This is a genomic window from Streptococcus sp. 27098_8_113, assembly GCF_041432545.1.
Lineage (GTDB): Bacteria > Bacillota > Bacilli > Lactobacillales > Streptococcaceae > Streptococcus.
Genome location: NZ_JAPVZU010000001.1, coordinates 81248 through 106674, shown reverse-complemented (window position 1 = coordinate 106674; position 25427 = coordinate 81248). Strand labels below are relative to the sequence as shown.

Annotated in this window: 27 protein-coding genes and 1 tRNA gene; 4 read left to right on the top strand and 24 right to left on the bottom strand. The window is 43.9% G+C overall.

Annotated features, from left to right (window positions below; translation table 11 throughout):
• Positions 1-260: 260 nt before the first annotated feature.
• The 9 genes from rpsG to rsgA all read right to left on the bottom strand — a co-directional run bounded on the left by rpsG (position 261) and on the right by rsgA (position 7446).
• A complete protein-coding gene (gene rpsG / locus O3644_RS00540) occupies positions 261-731 on the bottom strand; it encodes a 30S ribosomal protein S7 (protein ID WP_005591659.1) in 471 nt (156 codons plus the stop codon).
• Positions 732-750: 19 nt separating this feature from the next.
• Positions 751-1164 (bottom strand): 30S ribosomal protein S12, encoded by a 414-nt coding sequence (gene rpsL, locus O3644_RS00535; RefSeq protein WP_005591658.1) that lies wholly within the window; start codon positions 1162-1164, stop codon positions 751-753.
• A 334-nt stretch (positions 1165-1498) separates the two neighbouring features.
• Positions 1499-2044: a hypothetical protein gene (locus tag O3644_RS00530; protein ID WP_125405090.1), complete on the bottom strand. Its 546-nt coding sequence runs from the start codon at positions 2042-2044 to the stop codon at positions 1499-1501.
• A 15-nt stretch (positions 2045-2059) separates the two neighbouring features.
• Complete coding sequence (gene purR / locus O3644_RS00525; protein WP_005591656.1) at positions 2060-2875, bottom strand: pur operon repressor; 816 nt, start codon at positions 2873-2875, stop codon at positions 2060-2062.
• A 201-nt stretch (positions 2876-3076) separates the two neighbouring features.
• Positions 3077-4021: a 3'-5' exoribonuclease YhaM family protein gene (locus O3644_RS00520; protein ID WP_045500508.1), complete on the bottom strand. Its 945-nt coding sequence runs from the start codon at positions 4019-4021 to the stop codon at positions 3077-3079.
• Positions 4011-5267, bottom strand: a complete 1257-nt coding sequence (locus O3644_RS00515; RefSeq protein ID WP_048764142.1) for a DNA recombination protein RmuC — start codon at positions 5265-5267, stop codon at positions 4011-4013. The genes O3644_RS00520 and O3644_RS00515 overlap by 11 nt, the downstream gene beginning before the upstream one ends.
• 1 nt (position 5268) lies before the next feature.
• Positions 5269-5901, bottom strand: coding sequence for a thiamine diphosphokinase (locus O3644_RS00510; protein WP_005591653.1), 633 nt, complete (start codon positions 5899-5901; stop codon positions 5269-5271).
• Positions 5894-6553: a ribulose-phosphate 3-epimerase gene (gene rpe / locus O3644_RS00505; protein ID WP_048764144.1), complete on the bottom strand. Its 660-nt coding sequence runs from the start codon at positions 6551-6553 to the stop codon at positions 5894-5896. Before rpe ends, O3644_RS00510 begins: the two co-directional genes overlap by 8 nt.
• 14 nt (positions 6554-6567) lie before the next feature.
• The gene (rsgA, locus tag O3644_RS00500) at positions 6568-7446 is read right to left on the bottom strand and encodes a ribosome small subunit-dependent GTPase A (RefSeq protein ID WP_048764146.1); all 879 of its coding nucleotides are present in this window, start codon (positions 7444-7446) and stop codon (positions 6568-6570) included.
• A 99-nt stretch (positions 7447-7545) separates the two neighbouring features.
• Here rsgA and O3644_RS00495 point away from each other — a divergent pair.
• A tRNA-Leu gene (locus tag O3644_RS00495) sits at positions 7546-7628 on the top strand.
• Between the two features lie 116 nt (positions 7629-7744).
• Here O3644_RS00495 and rsmA read toward each other — a convergent pair.
• From rsmA to O3644_RS00475, 4 genes are read right to left on the bottom strand one after another with little or no spacing between them, the layout of a single operon-like run.
• Complete coding sequence (gene rsmA / locus O3644_RS00490) at positions 7745-8617, bottom strand: 16S rRNA (adenine(1518)-N(6)/adenine(1519)-N(6))-dimethyltransferase RsmA (RefSeq protein WP_371594796.1); 873 nt, start codon at positions 8615-8617, stop codon at positions 7745-7747.
• 20 nt (positions 8618-8637) lie between these two features.
• Positions 8638-9492 (bottom strand): SDR family NAD(P)-dependent oxidoreductase, encoded by an 855-nt coding sequence (locus O3644_RS00485; RefSeq protein WP_371594795.1) that lies wholly within the window; start codon positions 9490-9492, stop codon positions 8638-8640.
• Between the two features lie 11 nt (positions 9493-9503).
• Positions 9504-10100, bottom strand: a complete 597-nt coding sequence (gene rnmV / locus O3644_RS00480) for a ribonuclease M5 (protein WP_371594794.1) — start codon at positions 10098-10100, stop codon at positions 9504-9506.
• A complete protein-coding gene (locus tag O3644_RS00475; protein ID WP_371594793.1) occupies positions 10066-10836 on the bottom strand; it encodes a TatD family hydrolase in 771 nt (256 codons plus the stop codon). Before O3644_RS00475 ends, rnmV begins: the two co-directional genes overlap by 35 nt.
• Positions 10837-11070: 234 nt before the next feature.
• On the opposite strand from O3644_RS00475, the gene O3644_RS00470 reads away from it, so the two are divergent.
• Genes O3644_RS00470 through O3644_RS00460 form a run of 3 tightly spaced genes read left to right on the top strand, consistent with a single transcriptional unit; the run spans position 11071 to position 13195 of the window.
• A complete protein-coding gene (locus tag O3644_RS00470; protein ID WP_041826919.1) occupies positions 11071-11547 on the top strand; it encodes a DUF2975 domain-containing protein in 477 nt (158 codons plus the stop codon).
• An 8-nt stretch (positions 11548-11555) separates the two neighbouring features.
• A complete protein-coding gene (locus O3644_RS00465; protein WP_048764179.1) occupies positions 11556-11774 on the top strand; it encodes a helix-turn-helix transcriptional regulator in 219 nt (72 codons plus the stop codon).
• A 2-nt stretch (positions 11775-11776) separates the two neighbouring features.
• The gene (locus O3644_RS00460) at positions 11777-13195 is read left to right on the top strand and encodes a DUF4153 domain-containing protein (protein WP_048764181.1); all 1419 of its coding nucleotides are present in this window, start codon (positions 11777-11779) and stop codon (positions 13193-13195) included.
• Positions 13196-13617: 422 nt separating this feature from the next.
• Here O3644_RS00460 and rpmH read toward each other — a convergent pair whose 3' ends face one another.
• The 11 genes from rpmH to O3644_RS00405 form a co-directional block, all read right to left on the bottom strand.
• Positions 13618-13752 carry a 50S ribosomal protein L34 gene (gene rpmH / locus O3644_RS00455; RefSeq protein WP_000831905.1) on the bottom strand — a complete coding sequence of 45 codons (135 nt, stop codon included), beginning with the start codon at positions 13750-13752 and terminating at the stop codon, positions 13618-13620.
• 139 nt (positions 13753-13891) lie between these two features.
• Positions 13892-14524 carry a hypothetical protein gene (locus O3644_RS00450; protein WP_048765825.1) on the bottom strand — a complete coding sequence of 211 codons (633 nt, stop codon included), beginning with the start codon at positions 14522-14524 and terminating at the stop codon, positions 13892-13894.
• A 51-nt stretch (positions 14525-14575) separates the two neighbouring features.
• On the bottom strand, positions 14576-15586 hold the full coding sequence (jag, locus tag O3644_RS00445; protein ID WP_371594792.1) for an RNA-binding cell elongation regulator Jag/EloR: 1011 nt from the start codon (positions 15584-15586) through the stop codon (positions 14576-14578).
• Between the two features lie 18 nt (positions 15587-15604).
• Positions 15605-16420 (bottom strand): YidC/Oxa1 family membrane protein insertase, encoded by an 816-nt coding sequence (locus O3644_RS00440; protein ID WP_371594791.1) that lies wholly within the window; start codon positions 16418-16420, stop codon positions 15605-15607.
• The gene (rnpA, locus tag O3644_RS00435; RefSeq protein WP_371594790.1) at positions 16404-16763 is read right to left on the bottom strand and encodes a ribonuclease P protein component; all 360 of its coding nucleotides are present in this window, start codon (positions 16761-16763) and stop codon (positions 16404-16406) included. Before rnpA ends, O3644_RS00440 begins: the two co-directional genes overlap by 17 nt.
• A gap of 328 nt (positions 16764-17091) precedes the next feature.
• On the bottom strand, positions 17092-17733 hold the full coding sequence (locus tag O3644_RS00430) for a DUF6287 domain-containing protein (protein WP_371594789.1): 642 nt from the start codon (positions 17731-17733) through the stop codon (positions 17092-17094).
• 96 nt (positions 17734-17829) lie between these two features.
• Positions 17830-19287, bottom strand: a complete 1458-nt coding sequence (gene gltX / locus O3644_RS00425; RefSeq protein ID WP_371594788.1) for a glutamate--tRNA ligase — start codon at positions 19285-19287, stop codon at positions 17830-17832.
• A gap of 111 nt (positions 19288-19398) precedes the next feature.
• Positions 19399-20178 carry an alpha/beta hydrolase gene (locus tag O3644_RS00420; RefSeq protein ID WP_371594787.1) on the bottom strand — a complete coding sequence of 260 codons (780 nt, stop codon included), beginning with the start codon at positions 20176-20178 and terminating at the stop codon, positions 19399-19401.
• Between the two features lie 159 nt (positions 20179-20337).
• A complete protein-coding gene (locus tag O3644_RS00415) occupies positions 20338-22005 on the bottom strand; it encodes a ribonuclease J (protein ID WP_371594786.1) in 1668 nt (555 codons plus the stop codon).
• A 443-nt stretch (positions 22006-22448) separates the two neighbouring features.
• Positions 22449-23831: a glycoside hydrolase family 1 protein gene (locus tag O3644_RS00410; protein WP_371594874.1), complete on the bottom strand. Its 1383-nt coding sequence runs from the start codon at positions 23829-23831 to the stop codon at positions 22449-22451.
• A gap of 328 nt (positions 23832-24159) precedes the next feature.
• Positions 24160-25290, bottom strand: a complete 1131-nt coding sequence (locus tag O3644_RS00405) for an ABC transporter ATP-binding protein (protein ID WP_371594785.1) — start codon at positions 25288-25290, stop codon at positions 24160-24162.
• Positions 25291-25427: the final 137 nt, after the last annotated feature.

Sequence of the window (25427 nt, the reverse complement as noted above, 5' to 3'; positions counted from 1 at the left end):
TTTTTTATTTTACAATCTATTATAACATTATTTAGAAAAAACGGATAGGCAGGACCTACCCGTTCTCAATGTTTATCTTGTTTTTTGTTGGTTTCAACTTATAAGACGATCAGTTGAATTATAGCTAAGAATAATATTTTTAGCTAATTTGAACCCGAGCGAGGCCCTGCGCAAAAAAGACAAACTGCTTTGTGTTCTTCAAACACTGCATCAGTTTCCTATTTTTGCCTTGTGCCTTTAGCGCCCTTGGTATCATGATCTTACCAACGGAAGTGTGCGAAGGCACGGTTAGCTTCAGCCATACGGTGAGTATCTTCGCGTTTCTTAACTGCTGCACCAGTGTTGTTAGCAGCATCCATGATTTCTTTTGCAAGACGATCTTGCATAGTGTGTTCACCACGACCACGTGAAATTGTTACCAACCAACGAAGTCCAAGTGTAGTACGACGTTCTGGACGAACTTCAACCGGTACTTGGTAGTTTGAACCACCGACACGGCGTGCACGTACTTCAAGAACAGGCATGATGTTTTCCATCGCTGTTTCAAATACTTCAAGTGCATCATTTCCAGTAGCTTCTTTGATTTGCTCAAAAGCTCCGTAAACGATAGAAGCTGCTGTACCACGCTTACCATCAAGCATAACGCGGTTGATAAGACGAGTAACTAATTGTGAATTGTAAAGCGGATCTGGCAATACTTCGCGCTTAGGCGCACGGTTTTTACGACTCATTTATCTTTATCCCCTTTCTTTATGCTTTTGGACGCTTAGTACCGTATTTAGAACGGCCTTGCTTACGGTCAGTAACACCTGCTGTATCAAGTGCACCACGAACGATATGGTAACGTACCCCTGGAAGGTCTTTTACACGTCCACCACGAAGAAGCACCACGCTGTGCTCTTGCAAGTTGTGTCCAATACCTGGGATGTAAGCTGTAACTTCGATCAAGTTGCTCAAACGTACACGGGCAAATTTACGAAGGGCTGAGTTAGGCTTCTTAGGTGTCATAGTTCCGACACGAGTTGCAACACCACGTTTTTGTGGTGAAGATACGTTTGTTTGAACTTTTTTGTGGCTGTTGTAACCAACGTTCAAAGCTGGTGATTTAGATTTTTCTACTTTTGATTTACGCGGTTTGCGAACCAATTGGTTAATTGTAGGCATCTACATTCTCCTGTATTTTTTTAATTTTGGTGATGATACACTTGGTGACAGCTATCATCTGTGTGTACTTTTGCAACATTTGTCAGCACGTCTCTGTACACTTTTGAGAGACCAAAAGTAAAAAGTACCGTTTATCATTGTAACACAGAAGCATATCCTCGTCAATAGGTTTTCTTAATTTTTTGCTTATTCTTGTAATCTTTAATAAGCGTTTAAAATAAAGATATTTTACTACTAGCAAACTAAAAAAACTCTCAGAACATGCTTCATTTTGCATGATTGAGAGTTCTTATTATTTTTATTATGATTCCTCTACTAGTAATCACTGTGTCGCTTAAGCTCCTGAGGGAGGAGAAGACGAGCTGGGAGTATGCTCCGAACTTGTAGCAGGGGCTGGACTGTGATTTTCCTGTGGTTGTGATGGTGTCTCACTTGAAACTGCGGGAGCTACATAGGCTGGTGAGGGCGTTGGAGCAGGCTGCTGATCTGAATCAGGTTCAGAGGATTCCTCAGGTGTTTTCATTGCATCTTTTACGGCTTGAATTCGACCTTGGAACTTAGCTTTGGCTTCCTCATCTTTTACCTTATCAACCGCTGCTTGTGCTTGAGCTAAACTTTCATCGGTACGCTCTTCTTCTAATTTTTTAACAGCAGCTTCAGCATTCTGAATCGTATTATCCTCTGAAGATGCTTGATTTGTAGAACTAGCGTAGCTAGAACTTGAACGTCTACTGTAACTAACGTTTTTAGTAGAGCCAGTATTCTTCTGAGCCGGTTTTAAAAATAAAAGACCAGAAATCAAGATAGCCGCTAAGATCAATATAATTCCAGAACGAACAAAAACAGAAATTCCCTCTAATTTATCAAAAATATTTCTCATAATTCTTTCCTAAAGTTAATCAAATATATTCCCAATCTCAACATCAATCGTATTTGATTTAACATCGATATTGGTCACCTTTAACAGCGATTTGTATTCCAGATGATCGCGATTGGCTTGCGCATTGTCCGCAAAGACCGCTACTCCTGCCAACTCCGAATCAAACTCAGACAGAAGGCTAATCATCCCATTAACCGTTCCGCCTCCCTTTAGAAAGTCATCGACAATCAGCACTCGACTTCCAGCCTTTAGGCTACGTTTTGAGAGGAACATTTTCTCAATCCGATCTCCGCTAGAGCCAGAGACATAGTTGACACTGACCGTAGAACCCTCAGTGATTTTCAAATCACGACGAACAATGACAAAGGGAACATTCAAGACATTAGCGACAGCATTGGCAAGCGGAACCCCCTTGGTCGCCACCGTCATAACGGCATCAATCTTTTGATCTTTAAAAGCTTTGGCAATGATGCGGCCAATATTATTGAGAATAGATGGTGTACTGAGTAAATCTGACAAGTAGATATAGCCGCCAGGCAGGATTCGATTACTCTCAGACAGCTGATCGCGGAGGTCTTGAACGATAGCCTTGGCCTCCTTTTCTGAAATGGAAGGAGTAAAGACGACACCTCCCCCAGCACCGGTAATTGTCTCAATCGTACCAATCTCGATTTCTTCAAAGGCACGTTTGATAATCACGATGTCTTCTGAAATAGAAGACTTGGCAGATTCATATTTCTCTGCAAATGTGTTTAAACTTGTTAATTGGTAAGGATGGTTAATCAAGTAATTGGAAATAACCACCATGCGCTCACTTCTTCTTAATTTCATTTTTTCACCAATTCGACTCCATCAAAATCAGCCACAAACTAATCTGAAAACGTAGCTCTTCTCGCATAGAGCAGTAATTCAATTCTTCCTATTTCAAAGTTTGGAGTGATTTCCATGAATATTTATTTTATTTTTTTCATTATATCATACTATATCAAAAAAACGAACATTATACTAAATATAATGCCCATTTTTCGTATTTCACTTATCAATTTTTGGTTTATAGAAGGAACGATTTTCCAATGCGAAGATTTTATTGGTCATTTCTCCTGGAGCAACGAGAGACAGAGCCGTGGTCATCATCATCATTTCCGCATCCAGATTGTCAATCATGTGTAGGATTTCTGCTTCCATAATCTTTGGACGAACGGGACTTCCGTATTCGAGGAGACCGTGGTGACTAAGAAGAACGTGGCGCAAAACGATGACATCTTCTTTCGTATCATCGATTTTCAGCTCAGCCAGTGTTTTGGTCAGTTCCTCATCAATCAGTGCAATATGCCCAATCAAATTGCCTCGGACAGTGTATTCCGTATTTTCTGGGCCACTCAGCTCAATGACTTTGGCCAAGTCGTGCAGCATGATCCCTGCAAAAAGGAGGCTTTTATTGAGCTGAGGATAGATGTCACCAATCGCATCAGCTAGTTTGACCATGGTAGCTGTATGAAAAGCGAGTCCTGATTCAAAAGCATGATGATTGGTTTTCGCTGCTGGGTAGGAATAGAATTCCTTATCATATTTGCTGTAAAGGGAGCGCACAACCCTTTGCCAGACTTGATTTTCAATCTTGAAAATCATTTGCGCCAAATATTCTCGCAGTTCTTTTTGATCAACAGGTGGTTTTTCTTTGAAATCAGCAGGATTATTAGGCTCACCCGCTTTTGGCAGGCGCAGGGTCAACTGATTAACCTGCGGGGTGTTATTGTAGACTTCGCGGCGTCCTTGCATGTGAACGACTTTCCCCGCTGTAAATTCTGCCACATTATGGGGCTGGGCATCCCATAATTTCCCTTCAATCACTCCAGTGTCATCTTGGAAAGTGAAGGCGAGGTAATTCTTCCCAGCTCTGGTCTGTCGGACTTCGGCTGACTTAATCAGATAAAAGCCTTCAAACATCTCATCTTTTTTCATTTGATTAATTTTCATAGTCTTCCCTTTCATCTGGAATATCGAGCAAGTGTAAATGAAGGTCTTGGTCAGACAATTCAATATGCCGTAGCGTTCTTTCAATGGCATTGGTTCGGCGAGTCAGTAGCTCGTCAATGCTACCAGAAGCGTTCTTCAGATGTTTCTGAGCCTTGGCTAGAATACCGCCAAACTTATTGAATTCCAGCTTGACACTGCCCAGAACCTTGCTGATGTCATCTGCGCTACGCTGGATGTTTAGGGTTTTAAAGCCAACTGAGAGAGAGTTGAGCAGGGCTGACAAGGTAGACGGTCCAGCTACGACAATCTGCTCATCTCGCCGCAAACCGTCGAAAAACTCTGGATTGCGAACCACTTCGGAATAGAGTCCCTCCGTTGGCAAAAACATAATCCCAAAATTCGTCGTAGCTGGCGGAGCCAGATATTTACTGTTGATATCCTTGGCAAAGCGCTTGACGCTAGCTAACAGCGACTTACGGTGAAATTCAATTTCTTCCTTGTTGCCCGATTCATAAGCATCTTCCAAGCGGTAATAATCCGCCAGAGGAAACTTGGAATCGATGGGCAGGTAGACATAGTCCTGCTCTGTCTGCCCAGGCAATTTGATAGCATACTCCACGCGCTCACTAGTACCTGACACTGTGGCAAATTCCCGCTCATACTGGCTAGGTGTCATGATGTCTTCGATAATTTGTCCCAGCTGGAGCTCGCCCATAATGCCACGGGTCTTGGTATTGGAAAGAACCTTATTGAGACTGCCCACATCCCGAGCCACTGTCTGCATCTCTCCTAAACCACGATTAACAGACTCTAGCTGCTTGGACACCGTCTCAAAGGAGGTCTGCAGACGACTCTGCAAAGTCTTCTCTAATTTTTCCTCAACAGTTTGGCGCATCTGCTCCAGCCGTAAGTCATTTGACTCCTGAATCTGACGCATCCGCTCATCGGTCTTGTCTCGATTTTTACTGAAACTATCCGCCATTTCGGTTCGCAAATCCGTCAAATGAAGGTGCAAATCTGTTCGAACTTCTGCCAGCCGATCTCCCAGAACAAGTTCCAACTCTTTTTGCCGAAGAGCCTCCTGCTGCCTTTCCTGCTCAAAGCGGTAATCCAGCTGGTCGGACAAGTGATCCTCCTGCTCTTCTAGCAAGACTCTGATTGCCTGCTCCTGCTGCCCCTGTCTCTGCCAGAAGAAATAGAGAAAGACCAGATTGATGATAAGCAGGATGATGATGATATATTCCATATCAACTCCTATCTTTACTGTAAATAACAACCGTATAACCCCTGTCAAAGGATAAAAATACAGGTCTATCTATAAATTCGTTAGAAGCATAGACTTTTTTAAAGAAAAAATTCGTTTCGTTTAAAGGATATTTAGCTCCTTCAATGGTCAAAGGAACATCCTCTGTCGGCAGAAAGGCCAGATAGTCCATGCCTTCCACCGGCTTGATCTCATGACGGCCAGAGGGAACATAGCAGATGCAATTCTGGGCATCCACTAAGATCAGCTGCTCCATATAGGGAGCGATTTTATCATTGCTGGGCAAGAAAACATTGGCCAGAGCATGATCTAGACGACCGCCAAAGGCGCCGAAAATCGTCAGATAAGCGTCTGGATAGCGCTCAAAGCAAGCCAGAACAGCCAATTCTAAGTCCGTATCATCCTTTTCAGGCTGAGCCTGAATGACTTCCTTGGCTCTATCTTTGATATGCAGCAATTCTTCGTCAGAGACAGAATCAAAATCACCAACCGCTAGATCTAGAGGCAAGCCCTGCTTTAGCAAATAAAAGGCACCACGATCAACTCCGACAAAAAGATCAAAATCTCGATTGACCTCCGTCAAATCACCGCCAGCAAACAGAGCAATCCTAAGCATCTAGTACATCCCTCAAGGTCTGAACTTGATGGCTGACATCACCTTTGAAGACATAGCTACCGGCCACAAAAATATTGGCGCCAGCTTCTCTAGCCATCTGAATCGTCTTATCGTCAATCCCACCGTCAACTTCAATATCAAAGTTCAGCTGATTGGCCTCTCGCAGAGCGACCAGTTCACGAATCTTACCCATAGTTTCGGGCAGAAAAGCCTGACCCCCAAAGCCTGGGTTGACTGTCATCACTAAGACCTGATCCACTAAATTCAAGACATTTTTTATCGCTTCAACCGGTGTTCCAGGATTGATGACGACACTAGGCTTGACACCTGCCGCCCGAATCTTCTGCAAAGCTCCATGAATATGCGGTGTTGCTTCCACATGGATGCTGATAATATCTGCACCTGCTCGAGCAAATTCCTCAATATGATGCTCAGGATTGGATACCATGAGATGACAATCAAAAACCATCTTGCTGTGGGGACGCATACTGGCCACAACACCGGCTCCAAAGCTGATATTGGGTACAAAATGGCCATCCATGACATCCAAATGGGCATACTCCGCTCCGCTAGCTTCTAGCTTTTTCAACTCAGTCTCAAAATTAGCATAATCCGCACTCAGAACAGAGGGAGCAATTTTAAATGTTTTCATGATAGTTCCTTTCTCTATTTAGGAAGTTTTTTAGCTGTCTTTTTATAGGTTTCACGACGGTTCTCGATTTCACTGAGAAATTGCAGGTAATTTTCAAAACGAAAAGCTGCAATTCGCTCGGCTTCTACGGCTGGTTTGACGGCACAAGCCGGCTCGTGCGTATGGGTACAAGTTCGGAACTTGCAGTCCCGACTGATTCCGGCAATTTCTGGAAAGGCTGCATTCAGATCTTCTGCCTTGTCCACCTCATAATCCAGAGAAGAAAAGCCCGGAGTGTCCGCAATTTTTCCGCCATTCAGGTTATAAAAGCTAACCGCTCGTGTCGTATGACGCCCCCGCCCCAGACTTTCAGAAATTTCTCCTGTTTCTAATTGCAAGTCTGGTGCTATTTTATTGAGCAGAGTGGACTTTCCAACACCAGTCTGACCCATGAAAACAGTGATTTTCCCTGTCAGAAGTGGCAGCAACTCCTCAGTGGTTTTAACGACCTCATAGCCGATGGCCTGATAGGCCTGTACATAGACATCCAAGCTCTGCTCATCTTCAAGCAGGTCTAACTTGCTGATGTAGATAATAGGATGGATCCGCTTATGCTCTAAAAGCACCAGAAAACGATCCAAGAGATTGGCATTGAAATCTGGCTCCTTGGCACTCATAATGACAACTGCCTGATCAATGTTGACAATAGGTGGCCGCACCAAACTATTTTTACGCTCGTCTATTTTTAAAATGTAGCCTTCAGAATCCTTGTTCGCTGAAAATTCGACATGGTCACCAACATAAGGCGTTTGTCCTTTTTTGCGGAAATTCCCACGCGCTCTCGTCTGATACACCTGCCCATCTGACTCTACATAATAAAAGCCAGCCAAGGCTTTGATAATTATTCCTTGCAAGACTGCTCCTTTAAAGTTAATACAATTATTATATCAAAAAAACATATATTTGGCTTTTACTATTGGCATTTTCAAAAAATATGTTATAATAAAAAGCAAGCGGAGGTGGTGGAACGGCAGACACGCATGCTTCAGGCGCATGTGCCCGTACGGGTGTGAGGGTTCAAATCCCTTCCTCCGCATCGAACAGGAACTCTTGTCCAAGTTGACAAGAGTTTTTGTTTTGGAAAATTATGAAATCTTCTTGAAATTTATTTCAAAAAACCAGCCTTTTTCAAAAAGGGCTGGTTTTCAAATCTTATAATCCTTGTTCCTTCAAGGCATCCGCCAGACGGGCAAAATCTGCCAAAGTCAAGGCTTCTCCCCTGACACTTGGAGACAATTCAGCTTGCTCTAAAGCAGCTGTTAGCTTAGCCTTGGTCTCCTCTGACTTCCCGAAATGACTGGTCAGATTGTTCCAGAGCGTCTTGCGACGGTGGACAAAGCTAGCCTTGGAAACCTTGAAAAAGAATTTCTCGTCTTGGACTTCAACTGCTGGCTGGTCTCTGCGTACCATCTTGAGAATGGCCGAATCCACATTTGGCGCTGGCACAAAGACTGTCCGCGGCACGATAAAGGCAACCTTGGCCGTCATGTAATACTGGACCGCAATCGACAAACTGCCGTAAGCCTTGGTATTCGGCTGAGCTGAAATTCGATCCGCCACTTCCCTCTGCATCATCACGACAAACTCACTAAAAGGAATCCCGCTCTCAATCAAATGCATGAGAATCGGCGTCGTGATGTAGTAGGGAAGATTCGCCACTACCTTGATAGGCAGGTCAGGATTCTTAAACTCTGCTATGTACTGAGCCAGATCAACCTTGAGAATATCCTGATTAACCACTGTCACATTGTCAAAATCGCGCAGAGTATCCGCCAAAATCGGAACCAGTCGATCATCAATCTCAAAGGCCATTACCTCGGCGGCACTTTCCGCCAAAAATTCTGTCAAAGCCCCAATACCAGGACCAATTTCAATGACATTGACATTTTTATCAATCTCGGCTGTATCCACAATCTTCTGGAGGATGTTGGTATCCGTCAGGAAATTCTGACCGAACGATTTTTTAAAGGTGAAACCGTGACGCTCCAGAATGGCACGGGTCACACTATAGTCTGCAATTCTCATCTTTTCTCTTTTCTAATTATTTATTCATTATCTTTTAAGGATGTCATTTGCTCTAGCAAGGTGTAAAGTTTTTTCTGCTCTTCTTCCTCGTAAGCAAATGCATTAGCCTTAACTTCTTTGCATTTTTCGTCATACAAAAATCCTTTATAGCAATCTTCTGTAGATAAGGCTGTGTAAACTTTAGCCATTTCTTCAGGGCTAATCGAAAATCTTGACTTAATTTTATACAGATTTTTCATAAAAGTGTTGAGGTGATTGTAGCGGCGCATATCAACTCTGACATTGGTCACACGGATTGCCTGAATTTTGATACCTTTCCACCATTTCCGCATATAAAGCGACAGCATCAACAAGGCCAGTTTATTCTGATAATAGGTCTTGGCAGGACTATAATGTTTTTGACCAGCTAAATTTTCAAAATCAAGCTTCATGAAAGGATAAAGCATCAGCCCTTGGGAAGAAATATTAATAATCCGACCACTCTCAGATTTTTCCAACAAACCTTTCAACAAGATAGACAGCAAGAAAGGGGCGGCAACATTGGTCGCAAATTGCTTTTCTAAACCACCCTTAGTCAGGATGGGCTTTTTGACTGACAAATCAAAGTCAGCTGCATTGTTAATTAGAACGTCTAGAACATCTTCTTTTTGAATATACTGTTCCACTGCTTTCCTGACACTCTTCATATCTGATAGATCAACCAAGGTATAATCTACATGTCGATTTCCTGTCTGTTGACGAATTTCCTCACAAGCTTGCTCGGCAGCTTCTTTCCGTCGGCAAAATAGGGTCACTGACCACCCCTTTTCAGCTAACTGTTTAGCAGCCTGGTAGCCAATACCACTATTGCCGCCCGTAATAATTACTTTTTCCATTTCTTACTCCGTTAGACTGAATATTTGAGAATGGCTTCTTCTACTTCCGCCAAAGTCACGCCAAACAGTTCCAACCGCTTGAGCAGCTGCTTGCCGTTGGAATAGCCGATGCGGAGTTCTTCGCCCAGATACTCTCGACGCTGACGGCTATCGCTTCCCATAAGCAAGCCCAGCCGCATGAGGTCATTCTTTGTCACATCAAAATCACTGCTTGATTCAAAATGGCTGGTTACCCCAGCGAGGGCTGTTTTTAAGTCTTCAAAACTCGCATGCTCAATGCCTAGTGAACGCCCTTTGGTCTTGGACTTAGGGGCTGCTTCGTCACGCTTGAGAAAGGCATGTTGGACAGCGGGAATTTCCGTCATGATCAGACGGCGAATCCGCTCGCCATTGAAGTCAGGGTCTGTAAAAACAATAACACCATGTAAGTCCTGCAAGCGACGAATCCGCTCGATATCCGCATCGCTGATGGCAGAGCCTCTAGTTTCATAGGTCTCAAGATCAAAATAGCGCTTGAGATTGGCTGTGTCATCACGCCCTTCCACAACGACCACTTGCGGGATTTTTATCTTCTCAGTCAAGCCTAAACACCTTCTTTGCATTTTCATAGGTCGCCTGCGCTACTTCTTCGACCGTCAACCCACGCAGGTCAGCAATTTTTTCTACAACATAGCGGGTATAGGCTGTTTTGTTTTCTCGGCCACGCTTGGGAACAGGTGCCAGATAAGGCGCATCTGTCTCGACGAGGATTTTGTCCAAAGGTAGGTGCTGCGCAGCTTCTTGAATATCCGTCGCTTTTTTAAAGGTAACGACTCCAGAAAAGGAAATCATCATCCCCAGCTCGATAAAGCGCTCTGCCATTTCCAAAGAACCCGAATAAGAATGCATAATACCGCCTCGAGGGCCTACACCCTCACTCTTGATAATCTCATAGGTGTCCTCTAAAGCGTCGCGCGTGTGGACGACAAAGGGCAGGTCTAACTCTTTGGAGAGCTGGATTTGTCGGCGAAATACTCGCTCTTGCACTTCCTTGGGCGCTGTCATCCAGTGATAATCCAGACCAATCTCGCCCAGAGCCACCACTTTTGGATGACCAAGCTTGTCCAGCAGATAGGCTTCCACCGCCTCATCATAAGTCCCAGCCTCAGTCGGATGCCAGCCAATCGTAGCGTAAATCTGCTCATAACTGTCGGCCAACTCCAAGGCGCGCTCAATGGTCGGCCGGTCAAAACCGACGACATTCATATTGCTAACGCCCATTTCTGCAGCTAGCTGGAGCTCCTCTGCCTCTCGCCCAGCAAATTCTTCCACATTTAAATGCGTGTGTGTATCAAAAATTTTCATGCTTTACTTCCTTATATTTCCTGTTCTTCATTATACCAAAAAAGTCAGATAAAGGGGCAAGAGCTTTACTTTCTCTCCGCCTACTTCAGAGGGTATTTATTATTTTTTCAACTCCTATCAAAAATAATTTTACTGTTTTTTGATAATTTTTTATTATTTTTCGATATTTTGTTATTGATTATCGATATATTTTGTGATATAGTAAATAAAAATAGAAATTATTTGGAGGAATCCATGTCAAAGACAAGACAAAAAACAGCTGAAGATATAAGCATTGTGCTTACAAAAATCAGCCTCAGCATTTTATTCATTGCTTCCATTGTCCTGATAGCCATCGGACCTTGGGTAGTCAGCCTAGTCATCGAATTTCCCTCTCCTTTCTTTCAGGGAGAAAGTCGTTATTGGATATTGTTGCTTCTAGGCTATGTCTTAGGCTGTCTGGCTCTGACCTGTATCGTGCATCTCTATCGGCTCCTTAGCCGCATCGGGAAAAATCAAGTCTTTATCAGACAGAATGTACAGTATATGCGCTATCTGGGCTGGGAAGTCGGAATGGTCGCCCTCATTTCTTTCTTTATGGGCTTGACTGTCTATATGCCCATGCTCCTCGTAGCCGTTTCTTGCTGCATTTTAACCTTGATTATTCGGGTTATCCGCAATGCTTTTGGCAAGGCAATTGAGCTGCAAGAAGAAGTAGACTACACGATTTAGGAGGGACTATGATTCAGATAAATTTAGACCTTGTCATGGCTCAAAAACGGATTAGTGCTGGACGCTTAGCAGAATTGATTGACCTCACCCCTGCCAACTTGTCCATCTTGAAAAATAACCGAGCCAAGGCAATACGCTTTTCAACACTTAATGCCCTTTGTCGGGAATTGGACTGCCAACCCGGCGATATTCTTGAATATATCACAGATGAAACCGAGGAGAAATAAACATGGAAACACCATCACAAGAACAGATGACGGGGCAACCCTACCTTCCTTTTGAAAAAGACCAAGAACGAAAAAACATCTTCACAGCTTTAAATATAAAGGAACTGAATAATTATAGAATCAGCTCTCTCATTCTCTATTTTTTGGCCTACTTTTATACAGTTGCCATCGACGGCAACAAGACCATTTACTTTTTCCCTATTGCAATTGGTTTGATTAGCCTGACCGAGTGGTTAGTAAGAAAAACGCCAAAAAGCTTGCCTCAAATCGAAAAGGATGTCTCTACTGGGCTCGAGTCCAAGCTTTTCCTGATTCTCAGTTTGACTCAGGCACTGGCACTCAGTATCTGGGGCTTTCACCCACAATTAGAAATTTTTCAGACTTTGACTCTCCACATCTCCTTTTCTTTTTATATCCTGTCACGGACGGGCTGGCTCAATCAAGGCCGCTTGGGAATCATGGTTTGGTACGATAGCATTCAGGCCTTTGTGATTCTACCTTTTAGAAACTTTTTCGCTGGTCTTCAGGTCTTTGCTCTGAGCGATAAGGCTTCAGATGCAACTACTGAAGACAGCGATTCTTCTAAAAAAGCACTCCAAAGTACGATGATCGCAAGCAGCCTTCTTATTGCTGGTACGCTTGTCTTCTTCGTTTGGTCACAACTCAGCCAAGTCTCTGATCGATTTGCTCTTTTCTTTAGTGATACAGCTGATGCCTTGCATCTTTTCTTTGACTTGATCTTTTCAAATCTTGATACAGACGCCATCGCTCTTCGTCTCTTCTTGGCCCTACCTATTGGCCTCTATCTCTACAGTCTGATTGTTGGCAGCTTACTGAATCAAAAGAATATCAAAGTTACCTACCAAAGTTTCCAAAATAGCATTCAGCCACTGCAGATGTTTCCTGCTTTTACAGCCTATATCATCATCGGCAGTCTCTGCCTGACCTACGCTCTCTTTTTCCTTGTTGGTTTAGGAGAATTAAACGAACTCCTTAGTACTGGCACTAGTCTCCAAACTATTTCTCCGCAAAATGCCTCAACTGTTGCTGTTGCTGGCTTCTGGCAACTCGTTCGTGTATCACTTCTAAATTTCGCTGTCTTAGCCGCCTTTTATTTGCTGGCCCAAAAACCTCTCTGGGACCAGAAAGGTACTCGTCTAGCCAGCACTATCCTCTTTATTTTCGCCTTTTTACTGGCCTTGCTTGCCGGCTGGAAACTCTTTGGCATCTATATCTATCTTTATGGTCCAACACCATTGCGCCTGATTTCAGCTTGGTTTATCCTTGTTCTACTGGTCTGGTGTATTCTAACCCTGATTCGCTTCTACAAGCCCATCCAAGCGATCCGAATCGGTATCTTCTACGCCCTTATTAGTTTCACGCTGCTCTGCTACCTCTATCCCCTGCTCTTAGCTGCTTGATAGAGAGCATACTTATATGCCAATATAAGTATCAAAAAGAGGCTGGGACAAAAGTCCTAGCCTCTCAATTGTCTTTGGATTATCGAGCAAGACGCAGTGGTTGAGTGGGCTCTACTACGCTGATTTCATCAGCTTTTACAGCCCTACTCAACTGTGCGGAGGTGGGACGACGAAATCGAATTCTAACGAATTACCGATTTCTATCCCACTCTCTTTTCTTTTATTCAAACTAGATAAGATACACCTAGAAACCACCTAGACTAGCCCGTTTACCTTCCATTTCATGTAAAGTTCCTATTCTGCACGGACTCCTTCATAGCAATACTAGCCACCCTTAAACCATAGAAGCCTATTTTATCAAGAACAATAGAAAAACCAGCGGTCTCGAGTCTCCACTGGTTTCTTTATGGTAATCGTTTGGATTATGCAGCCAAAACTTTGCGTCCTTTACGACGACGAGCTGCCAATACGCGACGACCGTTTTTAGTTGACATACGGTTACGGAATCCGTGTTTGCGCGCACGACGAAGTTTACTTGGTTGATAAGTACGTTTCACGATGAATACCTCCTCATAGATTTTGTATTCGTTTAGCCGGCTATAAAGTGATCAGTTACTAAACATACTTTACTATTCTATCTGATTCTCTCCTGTTTGTCAATAGTATTGGATGAATTGTTTCTTTTTGGAAGCGAAATCATTCAAATCGTGTCGCCTCATAGAAGGGAATCAAAGCTGTCATAGCCTGCTCAAGCTCCGACAGAACTTGTTGCTTACTTGCGGCCTCGGAAAGATTGACGTCATATTTGATCAAAACCTTGCGGACTAGCCCAGCAGCCACCTGCTGGCTTAGATGCTGCCTATTTGCTTCCGTAGCTTCGAAGCGTTGACTCACGCCATCTATCTGGGCAAAATAGTAAGCTGGCGGCTGAATGGGCAGATTCAGCACCCGATTTTGCTTGCTGAGACTGTGCTCGTCTTTCTTGCGCTCCATAAAGCTTACCTCCAGCGACACTCCAAAATCTTCTGCAGTTCCATACAAGCGCAGAGCGAACATGGGCTCTGTGATTTCCCCATAGCCTCTTAGATAATTCCAAAAATGTGGGCGTAAAATCTGAGCCTGATTCAGCCAATTGCTGGTCCGCTCCAGACTCAGCTTAGGATAGAGAACCTGAAAGTCTCGGACCAAATTCGCAAACTCTTGCCGAGCAGCCTGACCTCTAGCTTTCAAATCCAACATTGTCTCTCGCAGTTCCCCTGCCTTATCTGGTGAAATGTATTTACTTCCTTGAACAGTCAAAAACGACTCAATAGCTGGAAAAAGTGACATGGAATTTTCTCCTTTCTGTATCTAAAAACCAGCTGAGCAGCTGGTTAAGATTTATTCCGAATCAATATCTACAACAACGTAGCGGTTAGGCTCATCGCCTTCTGAATAGCTAGTCACACCATCAATTCTTGAGATGATCCGGTGGATGATTTTACGCTCACTATTAGACATAGGATCCGTATGCTGGCTGCGACGGTCTTCTAGAGCACGCTGAGCCAATTTTTGCGCATAGCTTTGCAAAACTTCTGCACGATGCTCCACATAGTCATTCACGTTGATAGAAATGTAGAAGCTCTTGGAATATTGATTGTAAAGATAATTCTGAGCCAACAGCTGCAAGGCTTTCAAGACTTTACCGTGGTAACCAATCACGCGCCCTGGCTCATTCGTATCAATTTGCATATTGATTGTTCGGCGATTGTGGCTACTAGAAAGAGTCGCTTCAACATCCATTTCATCCACAATCTTTTGCACATATGTGGTCACACTTGCGACAACTTCTTCAATATCACAATCATCCTCAACCTGGATCCCCAAGTCAAAGAAGGACGACTCAGCTGTCTCTTGCTGACTAGGTGCCACTTCTGCTAAAGAGCTATCTTCCTCTGAGTCTTTCTGAGTCTGTGCTTCATCAACCGCTTGACTGGTCTTTAAGAAATCAATTGCACCTGTTTCTTCCAGAATGGTACTGGCATCTTTATCATTTTTAAGAATTTCAGCCTTGACTTTTTCTGAAACAGTTTCACCTTCGCCTTCGGCCTTCTTGATAGCCGTCACCACTCGTCCCAAGTCGACTGTTGCTTCACTAACACTTTGTACTGGCTCGTTTTGTGCATTGATTTCCTCAGGAACTCCTTTTACCGCCTGTTGGTTGGCCTTGGTCACAGTCGTTTCAGCAATCGGCTCCACATCTACCTGCGCAGGCTTTTTGCCAAATAAACCGAGAAATCCTTTCTTTTCACGCGAAACAACGGTAATATGTGCTCTCATTCGTGGGATATCCAGCGTTTTTAGTCCATTTTGAATCGCTTCTTCAACACTTGCTCCTGTAAAAATAACCATCTGCAAGAGTCCTCCTTTTTACTTTTTCTTTTTCTGTGCTTTTTGAAGGGCACGTTTTTTCTTCATTTCCAATTGGCGCTCCGCCTTTGCCTTTGCTTCACGTTCAGCAATAATCTTAAAAGGATTGCTCAAAAGTAGGGTCTGACCGACTTGATAGGCGTTAGAAACTGTCCAGTAAAGAGCAACCCCGCTGGCTGCATACACCGAAAAGAAGAAAATCAATACCGGCATTAGGTAGGTCATCACTGCCGTCCCACCATTTTTTTCTGGCAAGGCTTTATTGGATAGCCAAGTGCTAAAGAAAGTAAAGAGAGCAGCGAGAATAGGTAGGATAAAGGTAGGATCTGTTGTTCCTAGATTAAGCCAGAGGAAGTGACCTGTTTTTAGAAATTCAACTCGTGTCAGAGCTTGGAAAAGTGCCACAAGCACTGGCATTTGGATAAAGAGCGGAAGAAAAGCAGCATAGGGATTGATCCCCATTTCTTTATAAAGCTTGCTGGTTTCCTCTGCCAAAGCTGCTCTGCTATCCATATCTTTGCCCGGATATTTTTCCTGAAGCTTCTTGATATGAGGCTGAACTTCCTGCATCTTTCTAGAGGAGGTCGTCTGAAATTGAAAGACTGGCAACAAGACTGTCCGAATAATCAATGTAAAGAGAATAATCCCAATCCCTGTACTTCCATTAAAGGACAAGAATTGAATCATCTCCGCAAAGAAATAAACTAATTTCTCCCAAAAATCACTTGAATTAGCGGTCACTTCGCTAGTGCCACAAGCTGTCAGAATGAGCAGCGAAGCCACTAAAAGAAATCCTATCTTACTCTTCTTTTTCACAAACAAATCCTTCCTGATAAATTTTTGAAACTTTTAAGACATGCAATAAATTTTGTTCCACTTGATGGTAGTCTAGAGTTTCAACTCCCTTGCGAGCAATAACAACAAAGTCATCCTTGGTCAAATCTGCCCGATGCTGAATCAAGACATGACGAATCTTTCTTTTGATACTATTGCGGACAACTGCATTGCCCAGCTTTTTACTGACTGAAACCCCCACTCGAAAATGGCGCTGTTCTTTTTCTAATTTATAAACGACAAACTTTCGATTGGCAAAATTCTGCCCAGCTTTAAAAATCGCCTTGAAATCTTTTTCGCTCTTGACGCGATAGTTTTTTCTCAAAACTCAACTCCATCCACCAAAATTAACTCTATTATACCATATTTTCCCAAAAAGCCAATAAGGGCTAGGTGCGAGACGAGCCCTCTTTTTGAATAGTTTTACCGAATGAAAGAAGCTGTTCGGAAAGAAGAGATCGGCAGTACAGCTCCAAAAAAGAGTCCGGGACAAAAGTCCTAGCCTCTCAATTGTATTTGGATTATCGAGCAAGACGCAGTGATTGAGTGGGCTCTACTACGCTGATTTCATCAGCTTTTACAGCCCTACTCAACTGTGCAGAGGTGGGACGACGAAATCGAATTCTAACGAATTACCGATTTCTGTCCCACTCTCATTTTACACGGTAAAAAACGTCTGGGTGCTCTGAGATGCCTTGGGCAATAATGAAGCGATCTCGACTACTATCAGTCGGATCCTGTCCGCTAACAGTCTCTCCTGCTGGCAACTTTTTCCCCGCTGGAATAATAGACAAGGCAGCACCTGTAAGATTATGCCAACGAATGCTAGTACGATAAATTCCATTTTCATCCAGACCAGCGTAAACCAGCTCCAACTTGGCAACATCTGATACAAGTCCCTTGGCATCAAATGTATAAGTGACGCCATTGGCATCCCGCCAAGTACCAGCCATGCTAGAAAAGTCCCCAGAAGCAATGGCCTGCATATCTAAACTAGAGGTAGCGGCAGGCTCTCTTTCCCCCTTGCTTTCTGACTTAGCAGAAGACTCCTTAGTTGCTGGCTCCGAAGGCTCCTGACTGCTAGAGATAGAAGTGTCCGAACTACTTGTTTCAGTAGACAGCTCTGTCGAACTTTTGCTCGTCTCAGACTTTTTGGAAGAAGCTGAGCTGGTCGAGGTCGAGCTAACTTTGGAACTGCTAGAAGGCGAAGTCGGTTTTTCTTTCTTTTGACCGCAGGCCACTAACACAGACGATGCCACCAAAGTTCCAGCCAAGAGAATCACCCATTTTTTCATCTTTAGCACCTCGCAATATTTCTTGTTCTTGTAACATTATTGTAACATAAATACAGCTTTTTAGAAAGCAAAAACCAGCTCGAAAGCTGGTTTATCTTATTGAATTTTTTTCAACATATTGTCGATATGCTGGATGGATTTTTCACGGCCTAATAGATAAATGGTATCTGGTAATTCTGGACCATGCATTTCACCAGAAACAGCGATACGGATTGGCATGAAGAGGTTCTTGCCCTTGATACCTGTTTCTTTTTGGACTGCTTTGATTTGTGGGAAGATGTTTTCTGTCACAAATTCTTCATCTGTCATTGCTTCCAGTTTTGCTTTGAAAGCTTCCAACACCACAGGAACAGTTTCACCAGCCATCACTTCTTTCTCAGCTTCCGTCAATTCTGGGAAATCTGAGAAGAAAAGGTCTGTCAATGGAACGATTTCATCCACTGATTTCATTTGTGGTTTGTAGAGTTCTACCATTTTTTCAGCCTTGTCGGTCAAGCGTCCTGCTTCCTCCAAGAATGGTTTTGCCATTTCAAAGATTGTCTCAAAATCCGCATTCTTGATGTACTCATTGCTCATCCAGTCCATCTTTTTCTGGTCAAAGGCAGCTGGAGACTTGCTGAGGCGGTTCTCATCGAAGAGTCTGATGAGTTCTTCACGAGAGAAGATTTCGTCTTCCCCACCAGGATTCCAACCGAGAAGAGCGATAAAGTTAAAGACTGCTTCTGGTAGGTAGCCCTTTTTGCGGTAATCCTCGATAAACTGGAGAGTGTTGGTATCGCGTTTAGACAACTTTTTACCAGTTTCAGAATTGATAATCAGGGTCATGTGACCAAACTCTGGTGCTTCCCAACCAAGCGCTTCATAAACCATAAGCTGTTTTGGAGTGTTGGCAATGTGGTCGTCTCCACGGATAACATGAGAGATTTGCATATCGTGGTCATCGATGACAACGGCAAAGTTGTAAGTTGGGTAACCATCTTTCTTTTGGATCACCCAGTCACCACCGATATTGCCACCTTCAAACTCAATTTCACCCTTGACCATGTCAGTCCACTTGTAGATACCAGCTTCATTGACAGCCAAACGAACCGTTGGAATGATGCCTGCTGCTTCACGTTCTGCGATGTAGGCTGCCTTCTCTTCCTCTGACATGCCTAGAAACTCATTGATATAACGCGGTGTTTCACCAGCTGCTTCCTGACGTTCACGCTCGGCAGCCAATTCTTCTTCTGTAACGTAAGATTTGTAGGCTTTTCCTTCTGCTAGCAATTGGTCAATGTATTTTTGATACAATTCCAAACGTTCTGATTGGCGATAGTTTTCATGTGTTTCTGGGCTTTCATCCCAGTCCATCCCCAACCAACGGAGGTTTTCAAGCTGTGAACGCTCACCGTCTTCGACATGGCGCTTGCGGTCTGTATCTTCGATACGGATGATAAAAGTTCCACCATGATGACGAGCATAGAGGTAGTTAAAGAGCGCGGTCCGCGCATTTCCGATGTGTAAAAGTCCCGTTGGACTTGGTGCATAACGCACTCGAATATCTTTTGTCAATTTTCGATCTCCTATTTGGGAATAGCAGGGATATCTCGCTCCTGCTTTCGTATTCAAACGTTATTATTATATCACATTCTCGACCCAGAATCCGCTGAATCGTATGATTTTTTAAGACAGTCTTTCTTCGAGAACAAAGTCAATCGGCAGCCAAGCTAAAACCTTCTCCAATTGCTTTTCCCAGTAGTACCATTCGTGCTTACCAGGACTGTGGCTGTAGCTAATATCCAGACCTAGCTTTTTCAAATTTTCCACGGCATGGTTATTGGCCGCATAGAGGAAATCCTCCTCGCCGCACCAAGCCCAAAACTTAGTTTTTCCATCCGACTGCTTGGCCAAGGTTTCCAGTGAATAAGGACTGCTGGTCCAGTCTTCCAAATCACCAAAAATACCACGCCAGTATGCCGGCTTGGCTAGGTCAGTATCATCTGGATGCTGATCGTGAAAGCTGAGTGCCCCAGACAAACTAGCTGCATAAGAAAAACGATTAGTCTTAAGCGCCAGCATAAAAGAGCCATAGCCACCCATGGACAAGCCAGCAATAAAGTTTTTCTCCCGCTTATCAGACATATTGGGGAAAAAGCGTTTGAGCACCCGTGGCAGCTCCTCAGCGATAGCTTCATAGTAATGATAGCCATACTGGGTATCGGTGTACCAGCCATTGTTGGTATTTGGCATCACAACAATCAAGTTAGTCGAGCGAACGAGGCGCTCAATATTTGAGCGTTTGAGCCAACTATTGTGGTTGCCACTCATACCATGAAGCAGATACAAGACAGGAATATCCGTATCATCTGGTTCGTCCACGCGCGACGCATCTGGATAAAGGACATTGACTCCCCACTCCATCTCCAAAACTTCTGAATAATATTCTATCTGCATCACTGCCATCTTTTTTCTCCTCTTGTAAAAACTACTGTTCTTGATTAGGCATCATAGCCAGTCCCACTCTGAAAGCAAAGCCTGTTCTGCGACCGCCAAAAGATAAGAAAAAGCCGATATTCGACTTTCTCTCTGCAAAATACTGGGAAAGCTCTTCCCACGAATAATCTAGCGAACTTCCATGACAACCGGAAGAATAGCCGGCCGGCGTTTGGTTTGCTCAAAGAGGAACTTGGCCAAACTATCACGAACGGTTCCCTTGAGCTCGCCCCAGTCAAAGTTATCCTGAGCCAGATAGTCTTCCACTGTCTTATTGATCAGGTCAGTGCTCTCCCGCAGGATGTCACGGCTCTTCTTGACATAGACAAATCCGCGAGTATGAACCTTGGCTTTGGAAATGATTTTCTTCTCCTTACGATTGACCGTAAGTGCCACGATAAAGATACCGTCTTCAGACAGAACCTTACGGTCACGCAGGACGATATTGCCCACATCACCGATGGCATTTCCATCAATCATGACATCGCCTGCTGACACTGCTCCAGCTGGTACAAAGTCGCCATTTTCGTAGGCCATGATGCTGCCACGCTTCGGTATCAAGATATTTTCTGGTAAAATCCCGACTTCCATGGCTGCCTTAGCATGGGCATCCAGCCCACGGTATTCTCCCTGAATCGGGAAGAGGTACTTGGGTTGCAATAAATTGAGCATGAGCTGCAAGTCACGCGCATTGGCATGGCCAGATACACGCAAGTTTTGGGTAATCAGCTTGACCACGCCACCAGCTTGGTAAATCATATTTTCCACACGCGCTACGACTGCTTCCTTGGCAATAGATGGCGTTGTAACGATGTAAACCAAGTCTCCGTCTTTGATTTCTACGTAGCGGTGACGACCAATGGACATCTTGCGCAGACCATTAATAGGCTCGCCCATCCGACCCGTCTCCAAGATAATCAGCTCGTGGTCCTCAAACTTAGACATTTCCTTAGGCTTGATCAACAGGCGCTCATCCGCCAAGGATAATTTCTTGAGGCGGATAGCCGTACGGACGATATTTTCAATATCAAAGCCTGTCAAAACGACACGACGACCTGTTTCTGCCGCAGCTTCAAAAACCTGTTGGATCCGAGACAGATTGCTGGCAACCGCTGCCACGATGACACGCCCATCCCAATCAGAAATCGTGTCCGTAATCTCACGTCCAACCTCGCTTTCACTAGCCACTTGCACGGTGCTGTCAGCGTTGGCTGAATCACTCAGCAAAGCTAAAACGCCCTCACGGCCGATCTCAGCCAAACGGCCGAAATCTGTCGCATAAGATTCGCTGGCAGATTGGTCAAACTTGAAATCTCCCGTATAAACAATATTGCCTTCATGCGTCTTAACAACAATTCCCAAGCTCTCTGGAATCGAGTGGGTCGTCCGGAAGAAAGAGACAACCGTTTCGCCAAATTCAATTTCTGTATTTTCATCGATAACATGAAAATCATTGAATTTCTTAACAGCGTCATTGTTTTTAACAAAGAGCTTAGCTAGCTCAATCGTCAATTCCGAACCAAAGACTGGTACCTTAGCTTCTGCCAAAAGATAGGGCAGTGCACCGATGGCATCCGCATGACCGTGAGTCAGAAAGACACCCGCAATTCGGTCTTTATTTTCAAACAAATAATCCATGTTGGGAATGACTACATCTACTCCCAACTGCTCATTTTCTGGGTACTTGAGCCCAGCATCCAATACAAAAATGGAATCATCCACTTCGGCGACGTAGAGATTTTTCCCATTCTCACGAACGCCACCCAAAGTAATCAGCTTAATCGTGCTTTTACTCATTTTTACTCCTATCGATTTTAGAATCTCCTTTATCAAAGATTCCTTGATTTTAATACTAACGGTCCTTGGCAAGCCAAGTCGAATTACAGTTTTGCAAACAAAGTTTGCACATCTTAGTCATTATAGCATTTTTTCACGTTTTTTTCAAAACAAAGGAAACCCATAGAACGAGCGGCAAATCTAAAGATAGTAGTTTGATACAGCAAGTTTCTGACCACTTCTCTCTTCCTGATGTAACATGCGAAGAAAGACATCCTCTCGGTTTCGTTTTAGAAGACAGCTTTTAGGAGCTAGATATACTCACAAGATAAAAAATAATAGAACCTAGTCTGAGACCAGATTCTATTATCCGAGCAGGATACCCTAAGCTGCTCTCCTGAAATCGATCAGAAGATTAGTTGGGAAGCCGCCCTATCTTATATAGGATGAATTGGTAGATAGACTTATTCAAAGCCATTATTTCGGCTTAATTCTTTGAACCAGTGCCCTGATTTTTTGATAGTCCGTTCTTGGGTTTCTAGATTGAGCTCGATCAAGCCGTAGCGGTTCTTATAGCTATTAAGCCAAGACCAACAATCGATAAAAGTCCACATGAGGTAGCCTGTGCAGTTAGCCCCGTCCTGGATGGCACGATGGAGCTGGCGCAGATGGCCTTTAACAAAATCAATCCGATAATCGTCTTGGATCATACCATTTTCACGGAATTTCTCTTCACCCTCGACTCCCATGCCATTTTCCGTCAGCATCCATTCAATATTGCCGTAGTTTTCCTTGATGTTCTGTGCAATATCGTAGATTCCTTGTTCATAGATTTCCCAGCCACGGTGAGGATTAATCTTGCGACCAAGCATGACATAAGGCTCATAGAAATGATCGGGCAGAAGTGGCGACTCTGGATGCTTCAAATACTTAGGCGCCGCAACCCGTAGAGGCTGATAATAATTGACACCCAAAAAGTCTACTGTATTTTCCCGAATAGCCTGCAACTGCTCCTCAGTCGTAGTCGGCAAAAGATCGTGCTCGCGCAAAAGATCGACCAGCTCTACTGGATAATATCCCAAAACAGATGGATCCAAGAAAGACTTAGCTTGGAAGAGCTCAGCAATACGAGCTGCCTTCAAGTCCGCTGGATGCTGGCTGCGTGGATAAGCAGGTGTCAGATTTAGGATAATGCCGATTTTGTAGTCTGCTCCAACCTCATGGCAGGCTTTCACTGCTAAAGAGCTAGCTAGCTGGGTATGATAAGCCACCTTTACTGCAGCTTGAGCGTCCACTTTATTAGGATAATGCCCATCGTAGAAATAGCCAAACTCAACCGGTACAATAGGCTCGTTAAAGGTTACCCACTGATCCACCAAATCACCGTAGCTTTCAAAGCAGAAACGGGCATAGTCTACATAAGCATGGACTGTATCCAAACTTTCCCAGCCTTCCTGTGCTTCCTGCAAGGCAAAGGGCAGGTCAAAATGATAAAGATTGACAATCAAGCGAATGCCCTTGGACTTGATTCTTTCAAAGACCTTTCGATAGAAGTCAACTCCCACTTGATTGACTGGGCCACGTCCATTTGGAAAAAGCCGTGACCATTGAATGGAAGTCCGAAAGGCCGTGTGGCCTGTTTCGACTAAAAGGTCGATGTCTTGCTCCCAATTTTCGTAAAAAGTGGATGCCTTACCAGGTCCAATTTCATTATAAAAACGATGGGCTTCTTGGCTAAACCAATAATCCCAAAGATTGTCTCCCTTCCCATCTTCTGAAATTCGCCCCTCCGTTTGCGGACCCGATGTAGAAGATCCCCAGACGAAGTTTTTTGGAAATTGAATCATCATTTATTTACCTCTCGATTTATCTTTACACCTCATTATATAAAGACCTTCTGCAAAAAGAAAGCAACAGTCTATTCAAATTTCTCCACTGATTAAAGGCATTTGTGATTGCGAAGACTAAAAGTTCATTCAAAAAGAGTGTGGGACAGAAATCGGTAATTCGTTAGAATTCGATTTCGTCGTCCCACCTCCGCACAGTTGAGTAGGGCTGTAAAAGCTGATGAAATCAGCCTAGTAGAGCCCACTCAACCACTGCGTCTTGCTCGATAAACCAAAGACAATTGAGAGGCTAGGACTTTTGTCCCAGCCTCTTCATCATTTTCACTGATTAATAAACTGTTTTCTCTGTTTCGAAATCAAAGAAATGCGCCTTGTTCAAGTCGAAGCCAAGGTCAATTCCAGCACCTGTTTCTGAGTAGTCACGAGCATCTACACGTGCGATAAACTCGCTGTCACCAACTTGACAGTAAAGGTGAGACTCAGAACCCAAAAGCTCAGAGACAGAAATAGTCGCATGAACCACAGAGTCTGGGAAGGTCTCTAAGAAGGCAGCTTCTGTATTGATGTCTTCTGGACGAATACCAAAGATCAACTTCTTGCCGTCATAACCCTTCTCACGCAGCACCTTCAGTGTTCCTTCTGGAACTGTCAAACGCAAGCCATTGGCAACAATTTGATTTCCCTCAAGTGTCACAGTGATAAAGTTCATCGCTGGGCTTCCAATGAAGCCTGCCACAAATTTGTTAACTGGGTGGTTGTAAACTTCTTGTGGGCTACCGATTTGCTCTACTCGACCAATCGTTCCAGTTCCAGCAGGGTTCTTGGTTGCTGACATGATAACAATCCGGTCTGCAAGCGTCATGGCTTCTGTCTGGTCGTGGGTAACGTAGATAGTGGTCGCTCCGATACGGCGGTGGATTTTAGCAATCTCAGCACGCATGGATACCCGCAGCTTCGCATCCAAGTTTGACAAAGGCTCGTCCATTAGGAAAACCTTTGCATCACGCACGATGGCACGACCCATTGCAACCCGCTGACGTTGACCACCTGACAAGTCTGCCGGCTTACGATCCAAGAATTCTTTCAAACCAAGGATTTCAGCTGCTTCTTGCACCCGCTTGTCAATATCTTCCTTGCTGTACTTGCGCAATTTGAGTCCGAAAGCCATGTTGTCATAGACTGTCATGTGTGGATAGAGGGCATAGTTCTGGAAGACCATGGCAATATCACGGTCTTTCGGCGCCACGTCATTGACAACTTTACCATCAATTGACGCTGTTCCTTCTGTGATATCCTCAAGACCCGCAATCATACGAAGAGTTGTCGATTTCCCACATCCTGACGGACCAACGAAAACGATAAACTCCTTGTCCTTGATGTCCAAATTAAAGTCTTCAACAGAATAGTGCTCACTGTTTGGATACTTTTTATAAATATTTTTCAGATTTAACTCAACCATAAGCTTCTCCTAACTCCTTTATCATATTGTAAGTTCTTTCTGCTTGATTATATCACGAATAGTAGGCTCTCACACTGACTCTTCTATATCTTTTTTTCTACTTTTTTTAGCATTAATATAGAAAAGAAATGAAGGTT

Coding starts and splice junctions, on each gene's coding strand:
- rpsG (WP_005591659.1), bottom strand. CDS start 731: ATGAGTCGTAAAAACCGTGCGCCTAAGCGCGAAGTATTGCCAGATCCG.
- rpsL (WP_005591658.1), bottom strand. CDS start 1,164: ATGCCTACAATTAACCAATTGGTTCGCAAACCGCGTAAATCAAAAGTA.
- O3644_RS00530 (WP_125405090.1), bottom strand. CDS start 2,044: ATGAGAAATATTTTTGATAAATTAGAGGGAATTTCTGTTTTTGTTCGT.
- purR (WP_005591656.1), bottom strand. CDS start 2,875: ATGAAATTAAGAAGAAGTGAGCGCATGGTGGTTATTTCCAATTACTTG.
- O3644_RS00520 (WP_045500508.1), bottom strand. CDS start 4,021: ATGAAAATTAATCAAATGAAAAAAGATGAGATGTTTGAAGGCTTTTAT.
- O3644_RS00515 (WP_048764142.1), bottom strand. CDS start 5,267: ATGGAATATATCATCATCATCCTGCTTATCATCAATCTGGTCTTTCTC.
- O3644_RS00510 (WP_005591653.1), bottom strand. CDS start 5,901: ATGCTTAGGATTGCTCTGTTTGCTGGCGGTGATTTGACGGAGGTCAAT.
- rpe (WP_048764144.1), bottom strand. CDS start 6,553: ATGAAAACATTTAAAATTGCTCCCTCTGTTCTGAGTGCGGATTATGCT.
- rsmA (WP_371594796.1), bottom strand. CDS start 8,617: ATGAGAATTGCAGACTATAGTGTGACCCGTGCCATTCTGGAGCGTCAC.
- O3644_RS00485 (WP_371594795.1), bottom strand. CDS start 9,492: ATGGAAAAAGTAATTATTACGGGCGGCAATAGTGGTATTGGCTACCAG.
- rnmV (WP_371594794.1), bottom strand. CDS start 10,100: ATGAAAATGCAAAGAAGGTGTTTAGGCTTGACTGAGAAGATAAAAATC.
- O3644_RS00475 (WP_371594793.1), bottom strand. CDS start 10,836: ATGAAAATTTTTGATACACACACGCATTTAAATGTGGAAGAATTTGCT.
- O3644_RS00470 (WP_041826919.1), top strand. CDS start 11,071: ATGTCAAAGACAAGACAAAAAACAGCTGAAGATATAAGCATTGTGCTT.
- O3644_RS00465 (WP_048764179.1), top strand. CDS start 11,556: ATGATTCAGATAAATTTAGACCTTGTCATGGCTCAAAAACGGATTAGT.
- O3644_RS00460 (WP_048764181.1), top strand. CDS start 11,777: ATGGAAACACCATCACAAGAACAGATGACGGGGCAACCCTACCTTCCT.
- O3644_RS00450 (WP_048765825.1), bottom strand. CDS start 14,524: ATGTCACTTTTTCCAGCTATTGAGTCGTTTTTGACTGTTCAAGGAAGT.
- jag (WP_371594792.1), bottom strand. CDS start 15,586: ATGGTTATTTTTACAGGAGCAAGTGTTGAAGAAGCGATTCAAAATGGA.
- O3644_RS00430 (WP_371594789.1), bottom strand. CDS start 17,733: ATGAAAAAATGGGTGATTCTCTTGGCTGGAACTTTGGTGGCATCGTCT.
- O3644_RS00420 (WP_371594787.1), bottom strand. CDS start 20,178: ATGGCAGTGATGCAGATAGAATATTATTCAGAAGTTTTGGAGATGGAG.
- O3644_RS00415 (WP_371594786.1), bottom strand. CDS start 22,005: ATGAGTAAAAGCACGATTAAGCTGATTACTTTGGGTGGCGTTCGTGAG.
- O3644_RS00410 (WP_371594874.1), bottom strand. CDS start 23,831: ATGATTCAATTTCCAAAAAACTTCGTCTGGGGATCTTCTACATCGGGT.
- O3644_RS00405 (WP_371594785.1), bottom strand. CDS start 25,290: ATGGTTGAGTTAAATCTGAAAAATATTTATAAAAAGTATCCAAACAGT.